General features: G+C 72.4%; 18 protein-coding genes. 6 read left to right on the top strand and 12 right to left on the bottom strand.

The genetic code is table 11. From position 1 onward, the window contains the following. Positions 1 to 36 precede the first annotated feature (36 nt). The 3 genes from OG259_RS13155 to OG259_RS13165 are packed head-to-tail and all read left to right on the top strand — an operon-like array spanning position 37 to position 3,861. The gene (locus OG259_RS13155) at positions 37 to 1,791 is read left to right on the top strand and encodes a class I adenylate-forming enzyme family protein (RefSeq protein WP_328942438.1); all 1,755 of its coding nucleotides are present in this window, start codon (positions 37 to 39) and stop codon (positions 1,789 to 1,791) included. After that, the gene (locus OG259_RS13160) at positions 1,788 to 2,774 is read left to right on the top strand and encodes a 2-amino-3,7-dideoxy-D-threo-hept-6-ulosonate synthase (protein ID WP_328942439.1); all 987 of its coding nucleotides are present in this window, start codon (positions 1,788 to 1,790) and stop codon (positions 2,772 to 2,774) included. Before OG259_RS13155 ends, OG259_RS13160 begins: the two co-directional genes overlap by 4 nt. Next, positions 2,746 to 3,861, top strand: a complete 1,116-nt coding sequence (locus OG259_RS13165) for a 3-dehydroquinate synthase II family protein (RefSeq protein WP_328942440.1) — start codon at positions 2,746 to 2,748, stop codon at positions 3,859 to 3,861. The genes OG259_RS13160 and OG259_RS13165 overlap by 29 nt, the downstream gene beginning before the upstream one ends. A 95-nt stretch (positions 3,862 to 3,956) precedes the next feature. On the opposite strand, the gene OG259_RS13170 is transcribed toward OG259_RS13165, so the two are convergent. Both OG259_RS13170 and OG259_RS13175 read right to left on the bottom strand, forming a co-directional pair. Continuing rightward, on the bottom strand, positions 3,957 to 4,562 hold the full coding sequence (locus OG259_RS13170; RefSeq protein ID WP_328942441.1) for a response regulator transcription factor: 606 nt from the start codon (positions 4,560 to 4,562) through the stop codon (positions 3,957 to 3,959). A gap of 50 nt (positions 4,563 to 4,612) precedes the next feature. Then, positions 4,613 to 5,140 (bottom strand): SDR family NAD(P)-dependent oxidoreductase, encoded by a 528-nt coding sequence (locus OG259_RS13175; protein WP_328942442.1) that lies wholly within the window; start codon positions 5,138 to 5,140, stop codon positions 4,613 to 4,615. A 150-nt stretch (positions 5,141 to 5,290) separates the two neighbouring features. Between OG259_RS13175 and OG259_RS13180 the strand changes: the two genes are divergently transcribed. Next, positions 5,291 to 6,274 (top strand): helix-turn-helix transcriptional regulator, encoded by a 984-nt coding sequence (locus tag OG259_RS13180; protein WP_328942443.1) that lies wholly within the window; start codon positions 5,291 to 5,293, stop codon positions 6,272 to 6,274. Between the two features lie 61 nt (positions 6,275 to 6,335). Here the strand turns inward: OG259_RS13180 and OG259_RS13185 are convergent, their stop codons facing one another. Next, positions 6,336 to 6,596, bottom strand: a complete 261-nt coding sequence (locus tag OG259_RS13185) for a hypothetical protein (protein ID WP_328942444.1) — start codon at positions 6,594 to 6,596, stop codon at positions 6,336 to 6,338. A 640-nt stretch (positions 6,597 to 7,236) separates the two neighbouring features. Then, positions 7,237 to 7,452, bottom strand: coding sequence for an EF-hand domain-containing protein (locus OG259_RS13190; protein ID WP_328942445.1), 216 nt, complete (start codon positions 7,450 to 7,452; stop codon positions 7,237 to 7,239). Positions 7,453 to 7,526: 74 nt separating this feature from the next. Here OG259_RS13190 and OG259_RS13195 point away from each other — a divergent pair, with 74 nt between their 5' ends. Beyond that, positions 7,527 to 8,165, top strand: a complete 639-nt coding sequence (locus tag OG259_RS13195; RefSeq protein ID WP_328942446.1) for a GNAT family N-acetyltransferase — start codon at positions 7,527 to 7,529, stop codon at positions 8,163 to 8,165. Between the two features lie 25 nt (positions 8,166 to 8,190). Here the strand turns inward: OG259_RS13195 and OG259_RS13200 are convergent, their stop codons facing one another. The 6 genes from OG259_RS13200 to OG259_RS13225 form a co-directional block, all read right to left on the bottom strand. Then, positions 8,191 to 9,387, bottom strand: a complete 1,197-nt coding sequence (locus OG259_RS13200; RefSeq protein ID WP_328942447.1) for a YncE family protein — start codon at positions 9,385 to 9,387, stop codon at positions 8,191 to 8,193. After that, positions 9,387 to 10,151, bottom strand: a complete 765-nt coding sequence (locus OG259_RS13205) for a polysaccharide deacetylase family protein (RefSeq protein ID WP_328942448.1) — start codon at positions 10,149 to 10,151, stop codon at positions 9,387 to 9,389. The genes OG259_RS13200 and OG259_RS13205 overlap by 1 nt, the downstream gene beginning before the upstream one ends. A 447-nt stretch (positions 10,152 to 10,598) precedes the next feature. Beyond that, positions 10,599 to 11,117 carry an ATP-binding protein gene (locus OG259_RS13210; RefSeq protein ID WP_266896876.1) on the bottom strand — a complete coding sequence of 173 codons (519 nt, stop codon included), beginning with the start codon at positions 11,115 to 11,117 and terminating at the stop codon, positions 10,599 to 10,601. Positions 11,118 to 11,177: 60 nt separating this feature from the next. Next, positions 11,178 to 11,945, bottom strand: a complete 768-nt coding sequence (locus OG259_RS13215) for an enoyl-CoA hydratase/isomerase family protein (protein WP_266896874.1) — start codon at positions 11,943 to 11,945, stop codon at positions 11,178 to 11,180. Positions 11,946 to 12,031: 86 nt separating this feature from the next. Beyond that, the gene (locus OG259_RS13220; protein ID WP_328942449.1) at positions 12,032 to 13,300 is read right to left on the bottom strand and encodes a L,D-transpeptidase; all 1,269 of its coding nucleotides are present in this window, start codon (positions 13,298 to 13,300) and stop codon (positions 12,032 to 12,034) included. Positions 13,301 to 13,484: 184 nt separating this feature from the next. Beyond that, complete coding sequence (locus OG259_RS13225; protein ID WP_328942450.1) at positions 13,485 to 14,705, bottom strand: L,D-transpeptidase; 1,221 nt, start codon at positions 14,703 to 14,705, stop codon at positions 13,485 to 13,487. Between the two features lie 164 nt (positions 14,706 to 14,869). On the opposite strand from OG259_RS13225, the gene glgX reads away from it, so the two are divergent. After that, positions 14,870 to 17,071: a glycogen debranching protein GlgX gene (gene glgX / locus OG259_RS13230; protein ID WP_443051959.1), complete on the top strand. Its 2,202-nt coding sequence runs from the start codon at positions 14,870 to 14,872 to the stop codon at positions 17,069 to 17,071. A gap of 24 nt (positions 17,072 to 17,095) precedes the next feature. On the opposite strand, the gene OG259_RS13235 is transcribed toward glgX, so the two are convergent. Together OG259_RS13235 and OG259_RS13240 are read right to left on the bottom strand one after the other, a co-directional pair. Further along, entirely contained in the window at positions 17,096 to 18,328 is a 1,233-nt protein-coding gene (locus OG259_RS13235; RefSeq protein ID WP_328942451.1) for a hypothetical protein, read from the bottom strand. Positions 18,329 to 18,583: 255 nt separating this feature from the next. Then, on the bottom strand, positions 18,584 to 19,555 hold the full coding sequence (locus OG259_RS13240; protein WP_328942452.1) for a helix-turn-helix domain-containing protein: 972 nt from the start codon (positions 19,553 to 19,555) through the stop codon (positions 18,584 to 18,586). Between the last annotated feature and the right edge of the window lie 38 nt (positions 19,556 to 19,593).

The raw sequence follows: 19,593 nt of genomic DNA on the forward strand, positions 1-19,593 counted from the left end.
GCAGCTCTGGACTTCTCATTCAGGAAAGGAGGAACCATGTACGTACGCCGCATTCTCGACGCCCTCGGAAAGGACCCGGGGCGCGTGGTGATCCACCGCGCCGACGAGGCCGTCACCGCCGGCCGGCTCGCCGGCTCGGTGCGGGCCACCACGGCCCTGCTGCACTCCCGCGGCGTCCGACCCGGCGACACCGTCGCCGTACTCACCGGCCCCAACCGGCCGTTGATGCTCGGCGCCCGGTACGCCGTCCATCTCCTGGGCGCCACCTCCGTGTACGTACGGTCGATGAATCCGCGTACCGACACGGAGACCTTCTCGGTCGCCACCCAGGCCCGACTCCTGGAGGACCTAAGGGTGTCGGTGCTGCTCGTCGACGACGAGAGCGCCGAGCGCGGCGAATGGCTCACCCGCCGCGTCCCGTCCGTGACCGCGCTGACCGTCCCCTGGACGGCGGCGGGCGGGGCCGGGGAACCGCTGCCGGCCCGGCTCCCCGAGCCGCGCCCGGACGACCTCGCGACCGTAGAGTTCACCAGCGGGAGCACCGGACGGCCGAAGATGGTCGCCCAGCGGTACGACACGCGTGAGGAGCTCGTCAGCCGTCTCGCCCATGGCCTCGATCCCCGGGGACCCGCGACGCTGCTGTCCGTCACGCCGATCAGCCACACGACCGCGCCGATGGCCGACGCGGTGCTCGCGAGCGGCGGACGGGTCGTACTGCACGACGAGTTCGACGCGGGCGACGTCCTCGACGCCTTCGAGCGGCACGGCGTGACCGACGTCTATCTCGCCGTCCCGCACCTCTACCGACTCCTGGACCACCCGGCCGCCCCGCTCACCGACCTGTCGTCGCTGCGCCGCATCACCTACAGCGGCACCCCGGCGGCCCCGGCGCGGGTGGCACGGGCCGTCGAGCTCTTCGGCGACGTGCTCATCCAGGTGTACGGGACGACGGAGGCGGGCGGCATCAGCAGCCTCAACCCGCTGGACCACCGCGAGCCGGAGCTGCTGGGCTCGGCGGGCCGCCCGTTCCCCTGGGTGCGGGTGGAGATCCGCGGCCCCGGCGGCGGCCCGCAGGTGGAGCGGGGGGTGTCGGGCGAGATCTGGATCAGCTCGCCGACCGTCACGGCCGGCTACCTCGGCGACGAGGAACGCACCGGGACCGTCTTCCGCGACGGCTGGCTGTGCACCGGAGACCTCGGGCACTGGGACCGGTACGGCTACCTCCGGCTCGACGGCCGGGTGGGCGACGTGATCAAGCACGGCGGGCTCAAGCTGGATCCGGCGGCCATCGAGGAGGCGCTGATGCGTCATCCGCAGGTGCGTCAGGCCACGGTGTTCGGGGTGCGGGACCGCGACTGGGTGGAGCAGGTGCACGCGGCCGTCGAGCTGTACTCGGGCGCCGGGCACACCTCCTGCGACCTGCGGGGCTATGTGGCCGCGGCGCTGACTCCGGAGCACACTCCGGTACGCGTCTCGGTCTGGCCGCGGCTGCCGCTCACGCCCTCGGGCAAACCGGACCGCGCCTATCTGCGCTCCGTCTCGCCGCCGGACCCCACCGCCTCGGTGTCGCCGCCGGACCCCGCCGCCCCGGTCTCGCCGCCGGGCTCCGCCTCCCCGGTCGGCGCCGCTCTCTCCGGCGCCGGTGCCCCGCGCGCCGGCGGGCCGCGGTTCGACGGGCCGGCCCTCAGCTCCCCGCGCGGAGCCACCGCGCGGGCCGACCCCGTCCGCGTGAGCGGCGCGGGTCACCAGCCCGATCACGCCTCCTCGCGAACCAGAAAGGGCGTTCCATGACCGGTTTCGGCCACTTCGCCCGGTCGCTGCGGCTACGGCGGCTCTACCGCCACAGCACGGCCGGCCTGATGATCACCCCTCTCGACCATTCGATCCACGACGGTCCCGTGGTGCCGAAGGGCACCACGCTCGACCAGCTCGCCGCCCGGATCGCGGCCGGCGGCGCCGACGCCGTCGTCGTGCACAAGGGCAGCGTCCGGCACATCAGCCCGGAGCGGTTCGCCGCGATGTCGCTGATCATCCACCTCAACGCGAGCACCAGCCAGGCGCTCGACCCCAACGCCAAGTACGTCGTCGCCGGCGTCGAGGAGGCCCTGCGCCTCGGCGCGGACGCGGTCAGCGTCCACGTCAACCTCGGCTCCGACGACGAGCGGCAGCAGATCGGCGACCTCGGCCGGATCGCCGACGCCTGCGACCGCTGGAACCTGCCGCTGCTCGCGATGGTGTACCCGCGCGGGCCGCGGATCAGCGACCCCCGGGACCCGGCGGTCGTCGCGCACGCCGTGACGATCGCCGCGGACCTGGGCGCGGACCTGGTCAAGACCGTCTTCCTCGGATCCACCGCGGAGATGCTCGACCTGACCGCGGCCTGCCCGGTGCCGGTGCTCGTGGCCGGCGGACCCGCCCTGGAGAAGGAGGAGGACGTCCTCGCGTACGTCAGGGACGCCATCGCCGGAGGGGCGGGCGGGGTGGCCATGGGCCGCAACATCTTCCAGGCCAAGGACCCGCGCGCGCTGGCGGCCAAGGTCGCACGGATCGTGCACCACTTCCCCGAACAGCACTTCACCACCGTCCCGTTCGGCGAGCCGGGCGGCCGGGAGCGGCTTCACAGCGAACGCCTCACCCCCGACCACCTCGACGGCACACCGCTCGACGACCCGCACCACGACACCCAGCTCGACGACCCGACGCTCGACAACTCGTCTCTCGACAACCTGACAGGAGGTCCGCATCATGACGGACGCCAAACTGTGCTGGCTTGACATCCGCGAGGCCGGCGCCGCCACCGCCGCCGTCCTCGAGGAGGCCGTGCACCAGAAGATCGACGGCATCGTCGCCACCGACCCGGCCGTCTTCGCCGGTCTGCCGCCCACCGTGCGCAAGGTCCTGCTCTTCGAGGACGGCGCCGCGACCGTGCCCGCCGACCTCGGCGGGGTCGACGTCGTGATCGTCCCCGGTCCGCGGGACGCCCGCGCCGAGCTCGAAGCGGCCCACCCGGACGTGCAGTTCGGGCGGTACGTGGAGATCGTCGACGCCGACACCCTGGAGGACGCCTGCCTGGCGGCGCGTCTGGAGGCGTGGAGCGTCCTCGACTTCCGCGACCCGACGAAGATCCCGCTGGAGATCGTCATCGCGGCCGCGTCGGGCGCGCCCGGTTCGATCGTGACGACGGCCGCCGACACCGAGGAGGCCGAGATCCTGTACGGCGTCCTGGAGCACGGCTCGGACGGGGTCCTGATGCGGGGCCGTACGGTCGGCGACGCGACGGCCCTGCGGACCGCGGCGACCGCGCACGGCGGGGAGATCTCGCTGGTCGAACTGGAGGTCACGGCGACCACGCACATCGGCATGGGCGAGCGTGCCTGTGTCGACACCACGACCCACTTCCGCAAGGACGAGGGCATCCTGGTGGGCTCCCACTCCAAGGGCATGGTCCTGTGCGTCAGCGAGACCCACCCGCTGCCGTACATGCCGACCCGTCCGTTCCGCGTCAACGCGGGTGCCCTGCACTCGTACACCGTGGGGCAGAACGGCCGCACCCACTACCTGAGCGAGCTGCACGCCGGCAGTTCCGTCCTGGCGGTCGACGTCGACGGCCGTACGCGGCCGGTCAGCGTCGGCCGGGTGAAGATCGAGACGCGTCCGCTGATCTCCATCGACGCGGTCGCGCCCAGCGGTCAGACGGTCAACCTGATCCTCCAGGACGACTGGCACGTGCGGGTCCTCGGCCCCGGCGCCTCGGTGCTCAACAGCACCGAACTCAAGCCGGGCGACCGCATCCTGGGTCACCTGCCGACGGCCGACCGTCATGTGGGTTACCCGATCAACGAGTTCTGCCTGGAGAAGTAGGAGCGCACGGAGCGCCCTGCTCCACGCTGTCGTGAAGCCCCGCCCCGGCACACCTCGTGCCGGGGCCGGCGCGCGTCCGGGCTCCCTCACCTTCCTCACAGCAACCCGCATTCCGCCGCGATGCGCGCCGCGTCGAAGCGGTTGCGCCCGCCGAGCTTCTTGATCGCCGCCGAGGTGAGGTTCCGTACCGTCCCCGCCGCGAGGTAGAGCTCGCCCGCGATCTCCTTGACCGTCGCCCCTCCGGCGGTCAGCCTCAGCACGTCCGTCTCCCGGACGCTGAGCACCGTCTCCCCCGCCGACGGGGTACGGAGCAGTCCCGGGTCGACGGTGAGGCAGCCCCCCGCGACCCCCACCAGGGTGGTGATCAGCTGCGGCAGCCGGGCCGTCTTGGGTACGACTCCGAGGGCTCCGGCGGCCACCGCCCGGTCCACCACGGACGGTGTGGCCGAGCCGACCATCAAGGCCACCCCGCAGCTCGGGTGGTGCGAGCGGACCTCGGTCGCCGCGTGCAGCGCCTTGCCTCCCATGGTGCTCTCGCCGAGCAGCAGCACGGTGGGCCGGTGCCGTTGGACGGCGGGCAGCACCGCCTCGAAGGTCGTGGCGAGCCCCACGACGTCCAGGCCGTTGGTGCCGTTCAGGGTCTCGGCGAAGGCCTCCAGGACCAGTTGGTGGTCCCCGGCCACGACGACGCGAATGGACATGTGTCTCCCCCGTGGTGACTTCTGTGGCGGTGGCCCTTCCGGGCCGCCGGTCAGCGACTGGTCGCCCGCGCCGCGTCGGCGGCCAGGCCGTCGACGACGGAGCGGAGCCAGGAGCGGTCCTCTGCCGTCGCCGTGTCCGGTCCGGCCGCGGCGGCCGGGGTGCGCTCGATGTGCCGGGCGCCGGGTGGCAGCGCGGCCGCGAGGGCGGCCGACACGGCGTGGAAGGCGTGCGACAGTTCCCCGTCGGCGTCCGGCGGCGGCAGGACGACGACCGCGGCGTTCACCGGGCCGGCGTCGTCGGCGATCTGTGCGGGCAGCCGACCGGCCTCGGCCGGATCGCGGATGTCGATGCGGTACGGCAGCGCCGTCAGGCCGGCGTCGTCGAGCGCCTTGCAGAGGAAGGCCGCGTTGGTGGCGGCGTCGTCGCCGCGGTCCGGATGTCCGGCGCCGACGACGGCGACGACCGCCCCGGCGGCGCTCAGCCGCGTCGCGAGCTCCCGGCCGATGCCCGTGGTGGCGTCGACGACGAGCACGACGAGACCGTCGAGTCGCGGCGGGGAGGAACCGGTCTGGAGCACGTGACGTCCCTTTCGAGGAGATCGTCGAACGGGTAGCGTGATGATCGTGTGAATGGGGTGTACCGGGTAGCGCGGGCGACGGGGCGCGGGCCCCGGTTCAGAGCTTCCGCCCCGATCGGCCCGAGGGCGGTACGACCGTTGGGGGACACCGTGGACGAGGTCTCGTCGCTCGACCAACACACGCTGGGCGTGTACCGCGCGATCCTGTTCCACAAGGAGCACGATCCCGAGCGTCTCGCGAAGCTTCTGAGCTGTACGACGGAGCAGGTGGACGAGGCCCTCGACCTGCTGACGAAGCTCTCGCTGCTCGCCCCGTCCCGGGACACCCCGGGCCGGATGCGCGCGGTGAACCCTTCGCTGGGTCTGAAGGTGCTGCTCCAGCGGGAGGAACGCGAACTCGCCTCGCGGCAGCAGCGGATCGAGCAGAATCGTGCCGCCCTCGCCGCACTCGCGGCCGAGTACACGGCCTCGGGCCGGTCGGGCGGTCTGGACGGGGCGGAGCACCTCGACAACGTCGACGACATCCGCACCCGGCTCGAAGCCCTCGCCGAGTCCTGTACGGGAGAGTCGCTCGCCTTCCATCCCGGCAAGGCCCTCACGGAGGAGTCCGTCGAGGCCGGCCGGCCCCTGAACGAGCGGGCGATGGCGCGGGGCGTGCGCTTCCGGACCATCTATCTCGACAGCGTCGCGGGTGACCGGGTCACCCGGGCGCACGCCCAGTGGATGGCGGAGCGCGGCAGCGAGATCCGTACCTCGCCGACGCTTCCCATGCGGCTGCTCATCGTGGACACGGCGGCGGCGGTGGTCGCCGGACTGCCCGGTCAGGCCCAGCCGTCCGCGCTGCTCTTCAGCAGCCAGCCGGTGGTCCTGGCCATGCGTGCCCTGTTCGAGGCCTACTGGGAACACGCCTGCCCGCTGAACGGCCCCGGGGACGCCCTGCCCGGCGGGCTCACCCCGCAGGAGCGCAAGCTGCTCCAGCTTCTGGCGAGCGGTCTCACCGACGAGGCCGTGGCGCGGGCGCTGGGCATCGGGGTGCGGACGGAGCGGCGGATCGTGGCCGACCTGATGGAGCGGCTGGGGGCGTCGAGCCGGTTCGAGGCGGGGGTGCAGGCGACCCGCCGGGAGTGGATCTGAAGCCGGGAGCGGCTCCGGAGCGGGGCGGCGGCCGTGGCGGCGGTCGTGACGTGCATCGCGATCAGTCCCTGGGGGCGATCGGCCAGACGAAGTCGTCCGGGACCTCGATGACACAGGGCAGGCCCGGGAGCGGGGGGACGCAGGGGAAGTCCGGCATCTGCGGGTGGGGCGGCGTCGGCCAGACGAAGTCGTCCGCGCCCTGGGCGACGGCCTGCGGTGCGGTGGGGGCGGCCTGGGCCGGGGAGGCGACCAGGAGACCGCCGAGGACGGCGGCGGCGAGGGTGGCGAGGACGGTTCCGGCGCGGCGGGAGCGACAGGACATGTGGGTCTCCATTCCGGGTGCGGATGCGGTACGGGTGCGGCGTACGTGCGTTTCAGGAGGTCCTTGGCGGCCGGTGACTTTTCAGCCTTCCCGGCCGCACACCTAGAGGAAATCACCGGCGGGCCCCACCTGTCCGCTTCCGGACAGGCCAGGAAGCTGCCTGGCAACGAGCTGCCTCACGACCTGCGGGAAAAGCGGAGGCACACTCCGAGCGGACCCCCTTCTTCCGGCCAAAAGGCCAGGTGGGAGGCGCGCGCAGGACCGTTTCCGCACCGGGCCGGGATCCGGCCACGGGCACGTGATGCAGCGAGTTGCCACCGGCACGCGGCGAACACGGAGGCGGGGGCCGGGAGGCGGCGCAGAGGGCCGCGAGGACGAAGGCGTCGGCCGCGGCGAGCGCGAGACGGCTTCGCGGAGCCCGTGCACGACGCTCGGGCTCGGTCCGCCGGCGGCGGAGAAGAGCAACAGGAGCCCGGCCGAAGCGGCCGCGGCGAGGAGGGCGGCGACCGTGGCGAGGACCGCCGCCGTCGGACGGCTCGGGATGCCGAGGGTCCGGGAAGCGTCACCGGACGGTCGTCACCGAACCCGAACCCCGGACGGGCGGCAACTCAGCGTTGCGCCGCCCGTCGGGGCGGGCGGGTCAGGCCTTGTTGTAGTGCGCCCAGAACTCGTCCCAGGAGAGCACGCCGTCACCGTTGTCGTCGCGCTGCTTGATGAGCACCTCGGCGACCGACTCGGTGACGTGGAAGTCGCCGTGCTGGGCCATGAGGCTCTTGTACTCCGCGGCGGTGATGAAACCGTCCCCGTCGGCGTCGAACTTGTTGAATGCCGTGCGTGCCGAGTCGATGTCCGCCACTGCTTCCGCCCCTTCTTGGTGCTTCACTGACGGGGTCAGATTAGCTGGCCCCCGACGTGCCGGATGATGGCGGTATGAGCGACGAGGTGGCACGGATCCTGGCGGCGGCGGCACACGGGGAGTTCCCTCCGCCGGACGGGACGACGACGGTGGTGCCGCAGCCGAACCCCCGGGACGCCGGGGTGCTCGCGTTCACCGCCCATTCCGTGGTCTTCACGGACGCCGACCCGGAGTGGATACGGGCCGAGCTGGCGGCCACGTCGAGCGACCCGCTGGCGGCGAGCATGAACCCGGGGTTCCTGATGGCGCTGATGGCCCGTACCGGCCGGCGCATGAACACGATCGACCTGCTCACCGTCGCCGACGCCCTGCCGGGCGCTCCCCCGCTGGAGCTCCGGGAGATCGTGGACCCGGACCACCCCCGGGTCGCGCGGGCCCTGAAGTTCCGCGACGAGGTCCGGGTGTGGGCGGCGGACGGCGGTCTCGTGATCCTGGGCCGGGGTGTGGCGAGCCGCTGGGAGGCGGCGGTCGAGGTGGACGAGGAGGTACGCCACCGGGGCCTGGGGCGCGCCCTGGCCACGGCGGCCCGGCACCTCACGCCGGACGCCGTGGTCTGGGCCCAGCAGTCGCCGGGCAACGCCCGCAGCGTCCGCGCCTTCCAGGCGGCGGGGTACCGCCCGGTGGCCTCGGAGGCCCTTCTGGTCGCGGGCTGACGACGCGGGCGGTGCGCCGCGCCGCCTACCGGAAGATCCCCGTGTGGCCGAGCGAGTAGCGACCGGGCTGCGGATACACCGCGAGCCCGTGGGGGCCGCCGCCGACCGGGATGCGGGCCAGCTGCTTGCCGCTCGCGGTGTCGATCGCGTACACCTCGGAGTCGTAGCGGCCGGAGAGCCAGAGGACCTTGCCGTCGGCGGAGACGCCGCCCATGTCCGGGGAGCCGCCGTCCGGCAGCCGCCACTTCTTCGTGAGCCTGTTCTGCTCGAAGTCGAAGACGGAGATCGAGCCCTCGCCGCGGTTGGGGATGTACATCTCACGGGAGTCCCGGCTGATGTAGAGCCCGTGGGCGCCCTTGCCGGTGGGCATCAGGGTCGGGGTGGTGAACTTCTCGCCGTCGAGGACCCAGATGCCGTGGGCCATCATGTCGGCGATGTAGAAGGTCTTGCCGTCGGGGGAGATCTTCACGTCCTGCGGCATGGCGCCCTCGAAGGGCAGTTTCTGCTGGCCGATCACCTCCATCCGCTCGGTGTCGACCTTGAGCAGCTCGCCGGAGAACTCGCAGGAGACGACGAAGTAGCGCCCGTCGGCGGAGAAGTCGGCGTGGTTGACGCCGTAGCAGCTGACCGGGACGCTCTTCTTCCGTTCCATGGTGTGGGGGTCGCGGAAGACGAGTTCGCGGTCGAGCGAGGCCATCACGATGGCGTACTTGCCGTTGGGCGTGAAGTAGAGGTTGTACGGGTCGTGGACCTCGACGGGCTTGCCCGCGCGACCGGTGGCGGGGTCGATCGGGGTGAGGGTGTGGCCGCGGTTGTTGTTGACCCAGAGGGTCTTCATGTCCCAGGAGGGCACGACGTGCTGGGGCTGGATGCCGACTCGGATGGTCTCGACGACCTGGTAGGTGGTCGGGTCGATGACGGAGACGGTGTTGGAGTTGGTGTTGGGGACGTAGACCCGGGAGGGGAAGTCCTTGACGACCGGCGAGAGCCGGTTCGGCCGGTCGGCGGCGTAGACGTCCTTCGGGTCGAGGAGCGGCGGCATCCCGGGGAGCCCGGCGGGGGCCGCGGCCGGCTTGGGTACGGCGGGGGCGGCGGCCTTCTTCACGGGGGCGGCGCCGTCACCCGGGTCCCCGCTGCCGCAGCCGGCGAGCGCGGCGAGGAGGGCGGCGGCGAGGAGGGTCCTCGTCCTTGTCGTGACGTGTCTCTGCGTGGGGTGGGCCATCAGGTCAGCAGCTCCGTGGTGGTGACCGCGCGCAGTCCGCGGCGGTCGAGGTCGGCGAGGAGGAGGGGCAGCGCGGCGGCGGTGTCCGGGTAGCCGAAGTGCAGGCTGACGACGGATCCGGCGCGGACGGATCCGGTGACGTTGCGGACGACGGCGGGAGCGCCGGGCGAGGTGTGGTCGAGGGAGTCGACGTCGTACGAGAGGACGTGCGGGTATCCGGCGCGGGCGGCGGCGCGCAGGACGGCGGGGGCGGCGTGCTGGGTTCGGGAGGGCCGGAACCAGGTGCCGATGGAGCCGGTGAGCCGGCGCAGCCGGGTGGCGCAGGCCTCGATCTCGGCGAGGGCCTCGGCCTCGGTCATGGCGTTGACGTCGATGTGGCGCTGGGTGTGGTTGCCGAGGTCGTGTCCGCCGTCGAGGACGCGGCGGGCGAGGTCGGGGTGCTGGTCGAGCCAGCTGCCGACGGCGAGGACGGTGACGCGGGCGCCGGCCTTCTCGGCCTGGCCGAGGAGTGTCCGGGCGAGGGCGGGGTCGCCCTGGCCGTGGAAGGTGAGCGCGACCCGGGGCCGGTCGCGCGGACCGTGGGCGATCTCGGGGGGCTGCCCGGGGAGGCGCCGGGGGGCGGGGGCCGCGACGGGCGCGGGGGCGGGGCGCCGGGGCGCGGGCGCGGCGGGGCGGGGCTCCGCGCCGCAGGCGGTGGTGAGGGCTCCCGCGAGGGCGGCGGCCGCACCGGCCCGGAGCGCTCCGCGGCGGTCGATCGGCTTCACGCGACCATTTAAGGGCGGTAGTGCCCCGTTTATTACGATTAGGCCAATTCAGGACGTTTACGACCCCGGGGAGGGCGTCCACCATACGGACGGGCCGGGGAAACAAGCGATGAACCGCATAGCCATTCACTGTTTAGAAGGCGGGTGCTGCACGTCACCAACGATTCATTATGCAACTGTCCCGTTTTGACCTGTATTGCCCTAGTAGGGACTTTTGGCGGCAAGGCCACCTGTCTGCCATAGTCGGAGACACGACCCCCATTGACCCGGGCCAGGTCGACATAGCGGCCGTGGATACACCCCCCCGTCCACGGCGCACATCACGGCAGCCCCCACGTGCCTCACCACGGCACACGGGGGCTTCCGTGCGTTCGGGGGCCGTCGACGACAGGGACGGCCGGAGATCCTCGGGGAAGGCCGGAGATCCCCGACGAAGGCCGGAGGCCCTCAGGGGCGGTCGGCGACCCGCATCTCGAACCAGGTCGTCTTGCCACGCGGCGCGAGGTCCACGCCCCAGCGGTCCGAGAGCTTGTCGACGAGGAAGAGCCCCCGGCCACTGGTGTCGAGCTCGTGCACCGGCATCAGGCACGGCAGCCCGCGCGAGGGGTCACGGACCTCGATCCGGATCCAGCCGCGCCGCCGCTGCAGCCGGAGCGCGAAGACCCGGGCACCGGTGTGCCGGACCGCGTTGCCGACGAGCTCCGAGACGAGCAGCACCGCGTGCTCGGCGATCTGCGGGCCGAGCGCCCACTGCCGAAGCACGACGTGCTGGGTGAGCCTGCGGGCCACCCACGCGGATTCGGGGCGGGACGGCAGCCGGACATCCTCCTCGGCCGGGTTGCCGTACAACTCCACTGCGTCGGCGGCCTGTTCGTCGTCCGCGACCGGTGAGCGCCGCGCTGCGGCGGCGCTTGCGCGCTGCCACGGTTGTTCCCTACCCTCCAGGCCCGCCATGCCCCCCATCATGGCCGCACGGAGACGATCGCGGGGGCCGTTCCGGCGGAATCGGCCCCCGGCGAGGGTGGCTCAGGCGAACTTCGCCTTCCCGGGGCCCTCTTCGACGAAGCTGCGCATCCCGCGCTCACGGTCCTCGGTCGCGAACAGGCCCGCGAACCAGTTGCGCTCGATGGCGAGACCGGTGTCGATGTCGGCCTCCAGACCCTGGTCGATCGACTCCTTGGCGGCCCGCAGGGCGACGGCGGGACCCTGTGCCAGCTTGGCGGCCCAGGCGTGCGCCTGCTCGTACACCTCGGCGGCCGGGACGACCCGGTCGACCAGGCCGAGCGTCAGGGCCTCGTCCGCCTTGACCATCCGGCCGGTGAAGATGAGGTCCTTGGCCTTGGAGGGGCCGACGAGCCGGGCCAGGCGCTGGGTGCCGCCGGCGCCGGGGATCAGGCCGAGCAGGATCTCCGGCTGGCCCAGCTTCGCGTTGTCGGCGGCGATCCGGTAGTCGGCGCAGAGCGCGAGCTCGCAGCCGCCGCCGAGGGCATAGCCGGTGACGGCGGCGACGACCGGCTTGGGGATGCGGGCGACGGCGGTGAAGGCGTCCTGGAGGGCGCGGGACCGCTTGACCATGGCCACGTGGTCCATGGCCTGCATCTCCTTGATGTCCGCGCCGGCCGCGAACACCTTCTCCCCGCCGTAGATGATCACGGCCCGCACGTCGTCGCGGTCGGTCGCCTCCTGGGCCAGCTCGCGCAGCCGGTCCTGGGTGGCGATGTCGAGGGCGTTCATCGGGGGGCGGTCGAGGCGGATCGTGCCGACGCCTTCGGCGACTTCGAGGTTCACAGTCATGGAAGGAAGGTTAGTGGCCGTTAACGCGAAGGGGCCCGGTGCTGTTGCTCACAGCACCGGGCCCCTTCACACGTACGAGCGGTGGACTACTTGATCCACTCCGACCAGTCCATGTTCCAGCCGTTGAGGCCGTTCTCCGGCTTGATCTGCTTGTCCTTCGAGTTCTTCACCACGACCACGTCGCCGATGATCGAGCGGTCGTAGAACCAGGCCGCCGGCATCGAGCTGTCGCCCGCGCCCCGCGCGTCCTGGAGGCCGACGCAGCCGTGGCTGACGTTGGAGGAGCCGAAGGTGCCCGCCGAGGCCCAGTAGTTGCCGTGCACGAAGGTGCCCGAGTTGGACAGACGCATCGCGTGCGGCACGTCCTTGATGTCGTACTCGCCGCCGAAGCCGACCGTGGCCCCGTTCATCCGGGTCACCTTGAACTTCTCGCTGATGACCATCTGACCGTTGTACGTGGTCGTGGACGGCGCGCCCGCGGTGATCGGGATCGTCTTGATGATCTTCCCGTCGCGCTCGATCTTCATCGTCTTGGCGCTCGCGTCGACGGTGGAGACCTGACGGCGGCCGATGGTGAAGGTGACCGTCTTCTTCTGCTTGCCGTAGACGCCCGGGCGGCCTTCGACGCCGTCCAGGTTGAGGTGCACGGTGACCTTGGTGCCGGCGGCCCAGTAGTTCTCCGGGCGGAAGTCGAGGCGGTCGTTGCCGAACCAGTGGCCCTCGATCTCGACGGCCGGCTCGGCCGTCACCTTGATGGCCTTCTCGACGGCCTCCGGGTCGGTGATGCCCCGGGTGAAGTTGATGGACACCGGCATGCCGACGCCGACGGTCGAACCGTCCTCCGGCGTGTAGTGGCCGATGAAGGTGTTCTTCGGGACCAGGGTCGTGAAGGTGGTGTCCTTCGCCGACTCGCGGCCCTCGGCGTCCTTCGCGATCGCGTGGACCTTGTACTGGGTCGCCGCGGCAAGGTGGGCGGTCGGCGACCAGCTGGCGCCGTCGGCCGCGATCTTGCCGTCGACCGGGGTGCCCTTGGAGTCGGCGACCGTGACCGTGGTCAGCTTGCCCTGCTCCGCGGTGATCTTGAGGACCCCGCTGGTGGCGACCGAGTCCTCGCCGTCCTTCGGAAGGATCGTCACGACCGCCTGGGAGGCCGCGTTCTCCTGCTTGCCGCCGCCCTCGGCGGCCGGCGCCTTGCCCCCCGCACCGCTGCCGCCGGGCGTCTCTCCGCCGCCGCAGGCGGTGAGCACCAGGAGCAGCGCTCCCGCCGCCAGGGCCTGCAGCCGGACGCCCCCGCGTCGTCGGCCGCGCCGCCCCGTCGTCCCTACCGATGCCCCCGATATCGGCTGCCCGTTCACTGTGGTCTTCTCCCCTCGCACGGCCCGGCACCGCCCGGCCCCACCCCCGTGCGCATTCACTCGCGCACACGGCGCTAGATAATCACACCGCAGGACACGAAAGATCCTCGTGAATGTCACCGTTCCGTCCCGATCGACCTGCTAAGAGGGCGAAAGTGCCGGGCGGTACGAGGGGGACGCGGGTTCAGTGCAGTGCGGAGCCGGCCTTCCACCGGTTCCACTCCATGTTCCAGCCTCCGAGGCCGTTGTCGGGAGCGACCTTTCGGTCATGGGAGTTGACCACTTCCACCACGTCGCCGATGAGGGTCCGCTCGAAGAACCAGCCCGCCGGAGAATCGGCGCTGCCGCCCTTGTCGTCCCGCAGTCCGACGCAGCCGTGGCTGACGTTGGCGGAGCCGAACGTGCTCGGATCGGCCCAGTAGTTGCCGTGCAGGAAGGTGCCCGAGTCGGTGAGACGGATGGCGTGCGGCACGTCCTTGATGTCGTACTCGCCGCCGAAGCCGACCGTGGCCCCGTTCATCCGGGTCACGTCGTACAGCTCGGTGACGACCATCTTCCCGTTGTACGTGGTGGTCTTCGGCGCTCCCGCGGTGATCGGCACGGTGGCGAGGACCTCGCCGTCCTTCCTGACCTCCATGGTGTGCGCGGCGGCGTCGACCAGGGAGACCTGGGAGCGGCCGACGGTGAAGCCGACCGTCTTGCGCTGGATGCCGTACACGCCGGGTGCTCCCTCGACGTCCCGCAGACCGAGCTCGACGGTGACCTCGGTGCCCGGCTGCCAGTACGCGGCGGGACGGAAGTCGAGCCGCTCCTCGCCGAACCAGTGGCCGACGACCTCCACCGGCGGCACGGAGGTGATCCGGATGGCCCGCTCGACCGCTTCCCGGTTCTCGATCGGCATGTTGAACCCGAAGGAGACGATCATGCCGGTGCCGACAGTGGAACGGTTCTCCGGTTTGAAGTAGCCGATGAAGCGGCTCTCGGGCACCACCGTGGTGAACGTGGTGTGCCGGGCGGAGCGGCGGCCGTGCGCGTCGAGCGCGACCGCGTCCACGCTGTACTTCGCGGCCAGCGCCAGCCGGGCGTCCGGCCGGGGCCGCCAGCGCAGCCCGTCGGTGGAGATCTCCCCGGCGACCTCGGTCCGCTGCGCGTCCTCCACCTGGACGACGGTCACCCGTTCGAGCCGCCCGCTGTCCACCTTCACCTCGACGGGGCCGTCGGCCGGCACCCCGCGGCTGCCGTCCTCCGGGCTGACCCGGATCACATCGCCCGGGGCCCGTGCCTTGCCCGGCAGGGCGACGTCGATTCCGCCGCCACCGCCGTCAGACGCCGTGCAGCCCACGAGGCCCGCCATCAGTCCCGCCACCGCGAGGGCGTACCTCGCCCGCTTCCATACATGTGTCACGCTCGGCCCAACGACAGCCACCCTCCAGGGGAAACGTGCGTGCGGGTCATGTTGGGACCCGGGTCGTCCGGGCAGAACAGGGGGAGAACCACGCGAGGGAGCGGCGGCCGGGACGCCGTCGCTCCCCGGAGTGCGGGCCCGACGAGCCGCGGGAGGCCGGGACGGTGACGAGCGCAGCCGAGCAGGAGGCGGTACCGGAGCATGCCCCGGAGCGGGCCGGACCACCTGTGTGGCCGGGCGCGCCGATGCCGCTCGGCGCCCGGTGCCGGGTGGGCCCCGACGGGGTCACCGGCACGAACTTCGCCCTGTGGGCGGGCGGCGCGGAGGCGGTGGAGCTGTGTCTGTTCGACCCGGACGGCACGGAGCGGCGGCTGTCGCTGACCGAGCTGACCCATGAGATCTGGCACGGGTTCGTGCCGGGGATCGGGGCCGGGCAGCGGTACGGCTACCGGGTGCACGGGCGGTGGGACCCGTGGACCGGCGCCCGCTGGAACCCGGCGAAGCTGCTCCTCGACCCGTACGCGCGGGCCGTCGACGGCGACTTCACCCTTCCCCCGGAGGTGTACGGGCACGTCCGGGACTGGCCGCAGCAGCATGTGGCCGACACCGTCCGCGACGAGCGGGACTCGGCGCCGTACGTCCCGAAGGGCGTCGTCGTCCAGGACGACGACGACTGGTCCGACGACCGCAGGCCCAAGACGCCCTGGCAGGACTCGGTCATCTACGAGCTCCACGTGAAGGGCTTCACCAAGCTCCACCCGGGCGTCCCGGAGCATCTGCGGGGCACGTACGCGGGTCTGGCGCACCCGGCGGCGGTCGAGCACCTCGTACGCCTCGGCGTGACGGCGGTGGAACTGCTCCCGGTGCACCAGTTCGCGCACGAGGACCATCTGCTCCGGCGCGGGCTGCGCAACCACTGGGGCTACAACTCGATCGGCTACTTCGCCCCGCACGCCGGCTACTCCTCCTCGGGGACCACCGGGCAGCAGGTCGGCGAGTTCAAGCGGATGGTGCGGGCGCTGCACGCCGCCGGGATCGAGGTCATCCTCGACGTCGTCTACAACCACACGGCGGAGGCGGGCGAACTCGGGCCCACGCTCTCCCTGAAGGGCATCGACAACCGCGGCTACTACCGGCTCCAGTCCGACGCCCGCCGCTACTCGGACTACACGGGCTGCGGCAACACCCTGCACGTCGTACAGCCGCAGGTGCTGCGCCTCATCACCGACAGCCTCCGCTACTGGGTCACGGAGATGGGCGTCGACGGCTTCCGCTTCGACCTGGCGGCGGCCCTGGCCCGCTCGATGCACGACGTCGACATGCTCTCGCCCTTCCTCGCCGTGATCGCCCAGGACCCGGTGCTCCGCCGGGTCAAACTCATCGCCGAACCCTGGGACGTGGGCAACGGCGGCTACCAGGTCGGCGCCTTCCCGCCGCTGTGGACCGAGTGGAACGACCGCTACCGGGACGCCGTACGGGACTTCTGGCGGGGCGCGCTGCCCGACGTACGGGACCTCGGCTACCGGCTCTCCGGCTCCAGCGACCTGTACGCCTGGGGCGGCCGCCGGCCGTACGCCTCCGTCAACTTCGTCACCGCGCACGACGGCTTCACCCTGCGGGACCTCGTCACGTACGAGCGCAAGCACAACGAGGCCAACGGCGAGGGCAACCGCGACGGCACCCACGACAACCGCTCCTGGAACTGCGGGACGGAGGGCGAGACCGACGACCCCGACATCAACGCCCTCCGCCTCCGCCAGCAGCGCAACCTCCTCACCACCCTGCTCCTCTCCACCGGCGTCCCGATGCTCGTCGCGGGCGACGAGATGGGCCGCACCCAGGGCGGCAACAACAACGCCTACTGCCAGGACAACGCCACCGGCTGGCTGGACTGGACCCTCCCGGACGCCCCCGGCCGGGCCCAGCTCCTCGCCCTGACCCGCCGGCTGCTCGCCCTCCGCCACGACCATCCGGTCCTGCGCCGCCGCGCCTTCTTCTCCGGTCGCCCCCAGGGCACGGACGGGCTGCGGGACCTCGCCTGGTTCACCGCCGAGGGCACCGAGATGACGGAACCCGACTGGTACGCGCCCACGGCCACCCTCGGCCTCTACCTGTCGGGCCGCGACATACCGGGCCGGGACGAGCGCGGCGAGCAGATCACCGACGACAGCTTCCTCGCCGTCCTCCACGCGGGCCCCCGCCCGCTGGACTTCCGCCTCCCGGGCCCCCCGTGGGCGGAGACGTACGAACTGGTCGTCGACACGGGCAGGGAGGACCAGTCGCAGGCCCCGGGCACCCTCCACCGCGGCGGCGGAACGCTCACGGTGGGGGCCCGCTCTATGGTCCTGCTCCGGGTCGGGGGGTGAGCCGCCCGACCCGGGTGTGGTGCCTCAGCGCAGCTCGACGTAGCAGGCGTAGTCGCCGGTGACGGTCGGCGCGGCGCCGTCCTCGCTGTGGGCCGTGGTGTTGCCGCTCCAGGCCACGAAGGTGTCCCGGGGCACGCTCCCCGCCGTCCACGCGTCCGGCGCGGCGTCCATCTCGGTACGGCAGCCCTCGTCGGCCCTGCCCTCGGCGAACTGCCACGGATCGCCCGTCACGCTCTTCTCGGAGACCCGGACCTGGCCGAAGACCCGCACGTCGGCCTTCTCCCCGCAGGGCACGGCGCGGACGAGGTCCGGGCCGCCGAGACCGGTGTCGAGCGAACCGCAGGCGCCGGGCTTCACGGCGTCCAGCGGGGTGAGGGCCTTCTCGGCGTCCTCGGTCTTCTCCCCGCCCTCGGCCGCGGGCACGCTCTGGCCGCCGTGACCGGTCAGGTCGTACGCGACGCGGAGGGTCGTGACGCCCTTGAGCACCCCCGCCCTGTGCAGCGGTTCGAGGATCGGCGTGTAGTCGGACTCGGCCCGGAGCAGACGGCCGCCCTTGTCCACGTCCACGGTCAGCGCCACCTCGGCGGACATGTCGTTGGTGAAGGCCTCGGCGAGCTCGGGCGGCAGCGCGTCTGCGGCCTCCCTGCCCTCGACCGTCACCTGGTACCTGCGCCCGCCGCCGTCGGTCGGCGAGGGGTTCTTCTCGGGATCGGCATGGGTGACGACCTCGGCGAGGGTCCTCCCCCACGGCGCCGCGTCGCCCGCGTGCGTCAGGAAGTCCTCGATCTTCTCGGCGAACTCCATGGAGGCGCTCGCGGAGTAGCGGAGCCAGGTGCCGCCGCCGGTGCGGTAGTCGATGGTGCTGCCCTCGACCCGGTACGTCTCGCGGCCCTCGGCACCGGGCTCGCGGCCGAAGGCGAACGCCGCGTCCTGCGGGAAGCGGCGCGGCACGTCGAAGGACCGCTCCACACGGGCCGTGCCCTTCGTGTAGTCGAGGACTCCGGTGGTGCGCTCCACCGCGGTGCCCTTGGCGGAGCCGTAGGTGACGGTGGAGGTGAAGCGGGCGGAACCGCTCGCCCTGGTGGCCTGCGTGGCGGCACTCAGCTGGTCGTCGAGCCGCTGCTCGAAGACCGGCTTCACCGTCGACGACGGCGTCGCCGCCGGCCCGGCGGCACCGTCCGTTCCTCCTGCCTGGCAGGCCACGGTCACGAGCAGCAGCGGCACGGTCGCGGCCGCTCTTCGGAGTCTCTTGTTCATGCGCTTCTTCCCCACCCTGTTCCTGCTGTTCAGGTGGGGATCCTAGAGGGGGCCGGGCGACGGCCCCGAGCCCGGCCACCACGGCGCGACGGCGGTGGCCGGGCGGGCGGGGGCTTTCCCCCTGCGGACCGGAGCACGGTCCGCACGGGCACCCCGTGCCGCGGGTCGTCCGAACGTCCCCCGTGTGACGGGCCCGCGTGTTCGAACAGTGTCGGGTCGGGGCCACGGCCGTGTCTTTGGCCCCCTGCGCACGGCTCATTGACCCTGCGCGCACTCCCGGTGCTCGCTGGGGCTGTGGCCGTGGGCCGTGCGGAAGGCACGGCTGAAGGCCGCGTGGTGGCGGAAGCCCCAGCGGGCGGCGACGGTACGGACGGAAGTGCCGTGCTGCGCCGGGTCGGCGAGGTCGCGGGCCGCGCGGGCCAACCGCTCCTCGCGGATCCAGCCGGCGACGGTGAGGCCGTGGTCCTGGAAGAGCCGGTGGAGGTAGCGCACCGAGATGTGGTGGGCGGCGGCGACCGTGCCCGGGGTGAGGTCCGGGTCGGCGAGCCGGCGGCGCGCGAAGTCCTGGGTGCGCAGGAAGAGGGCCCGGCGGCGGCTCTCCGGCTCGGCCGCGGTGTCGGCGTCGAGCCGCGCGGCGGCCGCGCCCGCGAGCAGGTCGAGGAGGACGGTCGTCAGCCGCGGCCCGTCCTCGGGCCGGAAGCCCCCGGGATCGGCGGCGAGCCGGAGCAGGAACGGGGCGAGCAGCGCGCCGAATCCGGTGTCCCCGGGGATCCGGAGGGCGACGAGCCGCTCGGCCTCACGGGCGGGCAGCGGCAGCAGCGCCTTCGGGAACTGGGCGACGATGTGGTCGAGACGGCCGCCGGGATGACGGGTGATGCCGTCGAACGGCAGCGAGGAGTCGTAGACGGTGAAGTCCCCGGCCCGGAAGACGTTGTCCCGGCCCGCCTGGGAGATCGCCATCTCCCCGCTCAGGGTGAGCGACAGCTGGTAGTAGCCGGGGTCGGCGCGACGGATGAGCCGGGGCGTACGGCGGGTGGTGAGCGGCGGATAGCGCAGGGAGGTGACCTGCGCGGCCCCGAGGTCGACCGTGTGCGCCTCGGCCCGGAAGTCCTCGGCGTGCTCGCTGCCCATGACGGTCGGGATGAGAGCGGCGGCCGTCATGTCGTGCCAGTACCCGAAGCGCTCCGGCTCCGGCAGCTCCTCGGTGCTGATGCGGTGGACGCGCACGGCTCCCTCCCCCGGTCGTCCGTCACGAGGGGGCGGCT

Source organism: Streptomyces sp. NBC_00250, from assembly GCF_036192275.1.
In the GTDB taxonomy this organism is placed as follows: Bacteria; Actinomycetota; Actinomycetes; order Streptomycetales; family Streptomycetaceae; genus Streptomyces.